The sequence below is a fragment of the Methylobacterium gregans genome (genome assembly GCF_022179245.1).
Taxonomy (GTDB): Bacteria; Pseudomonadota; Alphaproteobacteria; order Rhizobiales; family Beijerinckiaceae; genus Methylobacterium; species Methylobacterium gregans.
In genome coordinates this window covers 24,287-30,286 of the sequence record NZ_BPQM01000138.1, presented here as the reverse complement: position 1 = coordinate 30,286, position 6,000 = coordinate 24,287, and the positions used below count along the sequence as shown (strand labels likewise).

The window sequence follows — 6,000 nt, the reverse complement described above, 5'->3', positions numbered from 1 at the left end:
GCGCCTGGGCGAGGTGCTGTCCGACGCCTCGCTGCGCCTGCGGACCCGCGAGGCGGAGCGCGACCGGGCCCTCGACGAGACGCAGCGCGGCCTCTCGGCGCTGCGCGAGAGCGAGGCGCGCTTCCGCCACATGGCCGACTCCGCCCCGGCCCTGATCTGGATGACGGACGAGACCGCCGAGGTCAGCTTCGTCAACATGCATTTCGACCATCTCTTCGGCATCCCGGCGGCGGAGCTCGCCGATGCCGGGTGGCACCGCATCCTCCATCCGGACGACCTCGAGGCCTTCTCGGGCGCCTTCGCGGACGCCTTCGCGGCCCGCCAGCCCTTCCGGACCGAGATGCGGGTGATCGACCGGCACGGGGCGACGCGCTGGCTGCGCTGCGAGGGCGTGCCGCGCCTCGACGATGCGGGCCGCTTCCTCGGCTACACCGGCTGCAACGTCGACATCACCGACGCCAAGCTCGCCGAGGAGCACCTGCTGCTCCTGATCCACGAGCTGAACCACCGGGTGAAGAACACGCTGGCCACCGTGCAGTCGATTGCCAGCCAGTCCCTACGCGGTCTCGACGGCCCGGCGGCCGACGCGGCGCGGGCGGCCTTCGAGGCGCGGCTGCTCGCCCTGGCGCGCGTCCACGACGTGCTCACCCGGGAGAGCTGGGAGGGGGCGGAGCTCGGCACCGTGGTGTCCGACGCGATCCGCCCGCTCGACGCGAGCGAGCCCGGGCGCTCGCGCTTTGACGTGGAGGGCCCTCCCCTGCGCCTGCCGCCCCGGGTCGCCCTCTCGATCGCCATGGCGCTGCACGAACTCGGCACCAACGCGGTCAAGTACGGCGCGCTGTCGAACGAGAGCGGGCGCGTCGCCATCACGTGGTCGGTCGCGCGGGGCCTCGAGACCCGGCTTACCCTGCGCTGGTCCGAGAGCGGCGGCCCACCCGTCACGAAGCCGACCCGCACCGGATTCGGCTCGCGCCTGATCGAGCGGGGGCTCGCCCGGGAACTGGCCGGCGAGGTGCAGCTTGCCTATGAGCCGGGCGGCGTCGTCTGCACCATCGCGGCGCCGGTGCCGCCGCCGAGCCTCCTGGAGCGCAAGGCCGGCGCGACCCCGCCGCCGCGCATCGCGCCGCTGCCGATGCCGGGCTGAGGCGGCGCGAGAGGAGGCCGACATGGTGGAGCCCGCGTTCCGGACGGTCGATCTGCCTGGCGCCCGCCTACACCTCGCCGAGGCCGGCCCCTCGGACGGGCCACCGGTGATCCTGCTGCACGGCTTCCCGGAATTCTGGTACGGCTGGCGCCATCAGATCGGGCCGCTCGCCGAGGCGGGCTTCCGCCTCGCGGTACCGGACCAGCGCGGCTACAACCTGAGTGCCAGGCCCGAGGGGATCGCGGCCTATCATCTCGACCGTCTGGCCGCCGACGTGACGGCGCTCGCCGACGCGCTGGGCCACCACCGCGTCCGCCTCGTCGGGCACGATTGGGGCGGGCTCGTCGCGTGGTGGGTGGCAAGCCTCCATCCGGACCGGGTCGAGCGGCTGGCGATCCTCAACGCGCCGCATCCCGGCATCGTCGCGTCCTACGCCCGGCGCCATCCGGGCCAGTGGCTGCGCAGCGTCTACGTCGCCCTGTTCCAGATCCCGCACCTGCCCGAGCGGCGGCTCCTGGCGGATAACGGCAGGATCCTGCGGCGGGCGCTCGCGGACACCGCCCGGCCCGGGACCTTCAGCCCGGCCGAGCTCGACCGCTACGCCGAGGCCTGGGGCCGGCCCGGCGCCATGACGGCGATGCTGAACTGGTACCGGGCGCTGCGCCTGCCGCGGCGGCCCGCCCCGCGGGTCCGGGCACCGACCCTGATCCTCTGGGGCCGGCGCGATCACGCCCTGCAACCCGGGCTTGCAGAGGCGAGCCTCGCGCTCTGCGATCAGGGCCGCGTCCACTGGTTCCCGGAGGCGACCCACTGGCTCCAGCACGAGGAGCCGGAGGCGGTGAACGCGGCGCTCGTGGCATTCCTGAGAGAGGGCCGGTCGGGCGCCGCGTGATCCGCCCGCCCTCAATCCTCGGGCAGGTCCGGGGTGATGCCGAGCCGGTCGAGCCCCTCCGACAGCAGGTCGCTGGCGTTCGGCACACCGAGGAGTTCGCGCGCGGCGCCCTCCCCGGCAGCCTCCCGGTCACGGGCGAAGCGCACCGCGTCGGCCCATTCCTCCGGCTCCATGTCGCCCCGGCCGACGTAGAGCAGGGCCAGCAGGTCGGCCCGCTCGTCGTCGTTGAGGCCGGCGATCACATCGCGGATCTCGCGCTCGGTCTGGTCGTCGGTCCCGCCGACCAGCACGTCGGTGGCACCATCGTCGATCGGGTTCGAGCCCGAATCCGGGTCGGTCGGCCCTTCCTTCACCTCGACGGCCCTGAGGCGCACGATCATCTCGCTGACCTTGTCGACGGCGATATCCATGAAGCACTCCGATCCGGCGGCCTGCGCGGCCCTACTGACCAGCGACAACTTCCGAGGGGCCGCCCGGTTCGCCGCCCGGCCCTGTCCTCATGCCTGGATCCCTCGTTCGAGCCCCTGGCCTGACCCTTCGACCGCCGCCATGCCTGCGTGATCTGCCGGACTTCCGCCTCTCCCCGGCGCCGTCCACAAGCGGTGCGGATCGGGATGGGATCGCGAACCGTTACAGGGCCGCGCCCGTCGCTGACGGCGCGGAACGACGGCGGCAGGATGAGCGCAGAGACAATCGAGATCCCCGCGCCGGAGACCAACGCGCCGGTGAACCGCCGACGCGCGTCGTGGCGGGTCAGGACCTGGCTTCTGTCGGCCGCCCTGATTCCGGTGGGTGGCACGGCCGTGACGGCCCAGAATACCGAGGGAATGGTGCCGGCCTGCTTTCGCACCGGCGGCGGCGCGCTGGAGATCTGCCGCGACGGGTCCGAGGCGGAGGGCGTCTTCTGGGCGCCGCCGCCCTGCGCCTTCGCGCGCGGCGTGCAGATCCTGCGCCTTGGCAGCGGCAGCACGGCCGGGCCGCTCCAAGTGGTCTACCACGGCGAGACGCCGCTGGGGGACCGCCGCGGCCGGGAGTCCTGCGAGGCCCGGCGCGCCACGGACCCGATGGATTCCGGCGCGGTGCAGTCCGGTCGCAATCTCGAACAGCTCGCCACCACGATGCCCGCGGCCGAACCCCGCCTGTGGGAGACTCAGGCCGAGCCGGCAAAACCCCGATCCCGGCGCGTTCGGCGCGGGCGGGACGCGGCGACCGAGCCGGAACCCGAGACCGAGTTCGGCGTGGCGGCCCGAAACCCGACCGTCGTCGTCGGCCGCGACTGGGCGGGCGAGGCCTACTACCACGTCTTCCTGATCTCGACGGTGGGCACCGGGGACACGGCGCGGCGGGTCCAGATCCAGGCCCGCACCTACGACTTCGAGAGCTTCGAGGTCCGCAGCCGCGGCCCGGACGGCGGCGTCGCCTGGGTCCCCTTCACCGATGGCGCGGGCCGGCGCCGCGAGTCCGTCGCGCCTCCGGCCGCCGTGCTCGACGAGGGCGGACGGCCGGTCGTCGGCAACTGCGCCTCCGAGCGCCTCGATGCGCAGGGGCTCAGCGGCTCGATCAGCGTGGTCGGCCAACTCTACCACTACGTGTACACCGATGTGATGCCGGAGGATTGCAGCGAGCCTCCGCCGCGGCGGCGCACCGCGCTCTATCTCCGCACGAGCCGCGACCTCGGCGCCGCGCGCGTCTGGTCGGCGCCGCGCACCCTGATGACCGCGCTGCCGCCCGGCCTGATGGTGCGCGCGGCCAAAGCCAAGGGCATGGACCGCTGGGCGCTCTCCTACAGCTGCCGGCGCCCGGCCAACGCGCCCGGCGGCCCGGTGCCGGACATCTGCATGCAGTACAGCGCCGACCTGTCGATCGACGCCCTCGCCGCCCTGAAGCTGTTCTCGGCGCCGGTCTCGGCCCAGCGCTCGCCGGCCTATCTCGGTCTGCGCTCCGGGGGCGACGGCAGCGGGCGCTTCGGCCGGGTGGCCCACTACTGGATGACCGACCGCTACGGGAACCTCGACGTGCCGGACTCCCTCTCGGCGAAATCCGGCTTCCTCACCTGGCTGGACCGGCTCGCCCCGCGCCGCGACGGCAGCGCCGTCTCGACGCTCTACGGACGGCCGGTGTACTGGGGAACCTGGACGGTGCGCCCGGTCGCCACGCGCTGAGCGGGCGGCCAGGGCTCGGACCGGGCGCGCGGGCCGTCGCGCCCGGCGAGGCTCGCCCCGAGCCAAACCCTGAAACATATCCGAAGCATAGCCGTCTCAAGCCGAAGTCTGAGCAGGCCGCTTCCGTGCAGGGTCAAGTCAGGAACGGCCCTATCGAGCGGCTAAGCTTTGCTGTATAAGCGGGTGATCGGTGTCCTGTCCCGACGCGGCGATCGCGGCCGCCGTTCCGGCGTGGTGCGGATCTGCAGCGCGATGGGTCCACGCGCACGGATCTACGGTTCGCTCGGGAGACCGAGGGCGCGCGATGCGATGGATCGGTTCGAACGGCCTCGCCGTCGCACCGGTCCCGGTGAAGCGTTTCGATCGGCCTGCCGGGTCTCCCAGTCCCGGTCCGTCGTCTCCGGGGGCAGGCAGCCACAGCGATGCGGCTCGACATCACGACCCTGCTGATCGTGACCTTCGTGCTGACGCTCATGGTCGGCGGCCTGTTCCTGTTCGCGTGGCGTCAGCAGCGGGAGGCGCCGGCCCTGCTGATCTGGGGCCTCGCCCACATCCTCGGAGCGCTCGGCTCGGCCGGTCTCGCGCTCCGGGGCCTGATCCCGGACGCCGTCTCGATCGTCGCCGCCAACACCGCGGTGCTGAGCGCCTACGGTCTGATCTGGAGCGGGGTCGAGGCGTTCGAGGGCCGGCGTCTCCGGCCGCTCCTCGCCTTCGGAGGCGCCCTCGCGTGGCTTGCCCTCTGCTGCGTCCCGGCCTTCTACGCCTCGATCGCGGCGCGGGTGATCCTCGCCTCGGCGCTCGCGGCCGTTTACTGCACCGCCAGCGCCGCCGCGATCTGGTCCCGGCGGGCCGAGCCCCTGCCCTCCCGGCGGGCGACCACGATCCTGCTCGCCGCCTACGCCGCCTGCTACGCGGCGCGTATCCCGGCGACGCTGCTGGCGCCGCCGCAGGATACCCGGAACCCGCTGCAGTCCGACTGGGTCACGGGCCTGTGCTTCGCCGCGATGCTGTTCACGCTCGCGATCGCCTTCGGCTTCATCGCCCTGGTGAAGGAGCGCGCCGAGCACCGGCAGCGGATCGCCGCCTCGACCGACGGGCTGACCGGCGTCGCCAACCGCCGCGCCTTCGTGGCCGAGGCCGAGGCGCGGCTGGCGCGCGGCGAGCCGGTCGCCCTGCTGCTGTTCGACCTCGATCACTTCAAGGCCGTCAACGACACCCACGGTCACGCGGTCGGGGACGGGGTGCTCGTCGCCTTCTGCACGCTCGCCCGCGCGCTCCTGCCCGAGGCCGCGATCGGGCGCCTCGGGGGCGAGGAGTTCGCCTGTCTGATCGTCGACGACGGCCCGGCCGCGGTGCTGGCCCGGGCCGAGCGGGTGCGCCGCGCCTTCGCGGCGATCGCGCTGCCGGAACTGCCCGGCCTGCGGCTCGCGGCCAGCGCCGGCGTCGCCCGCGCGGCTTGCGGCGACTTCGACGCGCTGATGCGCCGGGCGGACCAAGCTCTCTACGCCGCCAAGCGCGCCGGCCGCGACCGGGTGGTGGCGGCCGCTCCCCTCCCCCGCGCGGCGTGATAGACCCCGGGCACGGAACCGGGAGACAGCATGAGCGACGAGGCCCGCCTCACCCGCCTCGAGATGCGCCTGAGCGAGCAGGACGCCACGATCGAGGACCTGAACCGCGTCGTGACGGAGCAGTGGCGCCTGATCGACCGCCTCACCCGGCAGGTCGCCGCCCTGCACGAGGAGGTCGAGACCGTCGCCGAGCGCGTGCCCCGCGGGCCCGAGCCGCCCCCGCCGCACTACTGA

The 6,000-nt window shown here is 73.7% G+C and carries 6 protein-coding genes; 5 read left to right on the top strand and 1 reads right to left on the bottom strand.

What is annotated here, in order from left to right; translation table 11 throughout:
* Positions 1 to 1,144 (top strand): sensor histidine kinase (locus tag MFF54_RS23805; RefSeq protein WP_238306687.1); only part of this gene is annotated, 1,144 nt, incomplete at its 5' end.
* A gap of 22 nt (positions 1,145 to 1,166) precedes the next feature.
* The gene (locus tag MFF54_RS23800) at positions 1,167 to 2,036 is read left to right on the top strand and encodes an alpha/beta fold hydrolase (RefSeq protein WP_238306686.1); all 870 of its coding nucleotides are present in this window, start codon (positions 1,167 to 1,169) and stop codon (positions 2,034 to 2,036) included.
* 11 nt (positions 2,037 to 2,047) lie between these two features.
* On the opposite strand, the gene MFF54_RS23795 is transcribed toward MFF54_RS23800, so the two are convergent.
* Positions 2,048 to 2,446: a DUF3775 domain-containing protein gene (locus MFF54_RS23795; protein WP_238306685.1), complete on the bottom strand. Its 399-nt coding sequence runs from the start codon at positions 2,444 to 2,446 to the stop codon at positions 2,048 to 2,050.
* Positions 2,447 to 2,713: 267 nt separating this feature from the next.
* On the opposite strand from MFF54_RS23795, the gene MFF54_RS23790 reads away from it, so the two are divergent.
* From MFF54_RS23790 to MFF54_RS23780, 3 genes are all read left to right on the top strand, one after another.
* A complete protein-coding gene (locus MFF54_RS23790; protein ID WP_238306684.1) occupies positions 2,714 to 4,198 on the top strand; it encodes a hypothetical protein in 1,485 nt (494 codons plus the stop codon).
* A 422-nt stretch (positions 4,199 to 4,620) separates the two neighbouring features.
* Positions 4,621 to 5,766 carry a GGDEF domain-containing protein gene (locus MFF54_RS23785; RefSeq protein ID WP_238306683.1) on the top strand — a complete coding sequence of 382 codons (1,146 nt, stop codon included), beginning with the start codon at positions 4,621 to 4,623 and terminating at the stop codon, positions 5,764 to 5,766.
* A 30-nt stretch (positions 5,767 to 5,796) separates the two neighbouring features.
* Positions 5,797 to 6,000 carry a SlyX family protein gene (locus MFF54_RS23780; RefSeq protein WP_238306682.1) on the top strand — a complete coding sequence of 68 codons (204 nt, stop codon included), beginning with the start codon at positions 5,797 to 5,799 and terminating at the stop codon, positions 5,998 to 6,000.

Coding starts and splice junctions, on each gene's coding strand:
- MFF54_RS23785 (WP_238306683.1), top strand. CDS start 4,621: ATGCGGCTCGACATCACGACCCTGCTGATCGTGACCTTCGTGCTGACG.
- MFF54_RS23780 (WP_238306682.1), top strand. CDS start 5,797: ATGAGCGACGAGGCCCGCCTCACCCGCCTCGAGATGCGCCTGAGCGAG.
- MFF54_RS23795 (WP_238306685.1), bottom strand. CDS start 2,446: ATGGATATCGCCGTCGACAAGGTCAGCGAGATGATCGTGCGCCTCAGG.
- MFF54_RS23790 (WP_238306684.1), top strand. CDS start 2,714: ATGAGCGCAGAGACAATCGAGATCCCCGCGCCGGAGACCAACGCGCCG.
- MFF54_RS23800 (WP_238306686.1), top strand. CDS start 1,167: ATGGTGGAGCCCGCGTTCCGGACGGTCGATCTGCCTGGCGCCCGCCTA.